Origin of the sequence: Pseudomonas sp. GM78, from assembly GCF_000282475.1 — a bacterium.
GTDB lineage: Bacteria > Pseudomonadota > Gammaproteobacteria > Pseudomonadales > Pseudomonadaceae > Aquipseudomonas.
In genome coordinates, this window is sequence record NZ_AKJF01000216.1 from 1 (window position 1) to 1,559 (window position 1,559).

A 1,559-nucleotide genomic window follows, 5' to 3' on the forward strand; every position below is an offset into this window, starting at 1 on the left:
TTGTGCCTGGCCGCCGGCGGCCCGCCGATGTTCTGGTCCTACCTGCTGATCGGTGCCGGGCAAATGCTGGTTTGCCTGATTTTTGGCGAAGTGGTGTCGCAGTTCCCGATTTCCGGCGGTGTCTATCCCTGGGCCCGTCGCCTGGTGGGCAAGCGCTGGGCGTGGATGGTCGGCTGGGTCTATGCCTGGGCGTTATGCGCAACCATCGCCGGCGTCGCGGTAGGCGCCGGGCCGTACCTGGCGATCATGCTCGGCTTCAATCCCGGCCCGGATGCCAACATCGTTATCGCCCTGGCGATCATCCTGCTGTCCACCGCGCTGAATCTGGTGGGCACCAAATTGCTGGCGCGGGTGGCGATGTTCGGCTTTCTCTGCGAACTGGTCGGCGCAATCCTGGTCGGTGGCTACCTGCTGATCTTCGAGCGTCATCAACCGCTCAGCGTGCTGTTCGACACCTTCAACCTTGAGGTCAATGGCTCGTACCTGCCGGCCTTCCTCGCGGCCTCGCTGGCTGGCCTGTTCCAGTACTACGGCTTCGAGGCCTGCGGCGATGTTGCGGAAGAAACCCCGAACCCGGGCAAGCGCATACCCAAGGCCATGCGCATGACCATCTACATCGGCGGCGCGGCGGCGATGTTCGCGTGCCTGGCGTTAATCCTGTCGGTGCCGGACATGGCCAAGGTGCTGGCCGGCGAAGACACCGACCCGGTCGCCACGATCCTGGCCAACGCCTTCGGCCCAGTCGGTTCGCGCCTGGTGATGGCGGTGGTCATGGTGTCGTTCATCTCCTGCGTGCTGAGCTTGCAAGCGGCGGCCAGCCGCCTGTTGTTCGCCTATGCCCGGGACGAGATGATCGTCGGCAGTTCACTGTTCAAGCGCCTGTCGGCCAACCATGTGCCGTCGTTCGCGCTGCTGGTCAGCGGCCTGGTGCCGGCGGCGATCGTCTGCCTGGGGATGTTCATGGCCGATGCCGTGGCCACCATCGTCGGTTTCGCGGCGATCGGCATTTACGTCGCCTTCCAGTTGATCGTGGTCGCCGCATTGATCGCCCGTGCCAAGGGCTGGCGCCCGAACGGTCAATTCACTCTGGGGGCCTGGGGGCTGTGGGTGAACCTTGCCGCGCTGGTCTACGGCGTGTGCGCCATCGTCAACATGGTCTGGCCGCGCTCGCCGGATGCCGCCTGGTACATCAACTACTCGATGATCCTGACCACGCTGGTGGTGATGGGCGCCGGCCTGGTCTACATGCTGCTGGGCAAGCCCTACGACAAGGGCACGGCGCCAGCGGGGGATGCTTGGAAGTTTTCCAAGCCATTGGCAAAACCTGCTGACCTTGCCGGAGCATCGGTAAACAGATCGACGATCTGATAACCCAATACCCACTGTGGGAACCCAATCAATGTGGGAGCGAGCCTGCTCGAGAATGCGGTATGACATTCAACACAGATGTCGACTGCCAGGCCGCCTTCGCGAGCAGGCTCGCTCCCACAGGGGCCGGTTCCTACAGATAAAAATAATTAGCTTCGAAGAGGACGATGCCATGCAAACCCAACTCCTGA

The 1,559-nt window shown here is 62.9% G+C and carries 1 protein-coding gene; it reads left to right on the forward strand.

What is annotated here, in order from left to right; genetic code table 11:
- A partial coding sequence (locus tag PMI35_RS01235; protein WP_050562655.1) for an APC family permease occupies positions 1-1,368 on the forward strand: 1,368 nt, incomplete at its 5' end.
- Between the last annotated feature and the right edge of the window lie 191 nt (positions 1,369-1,559).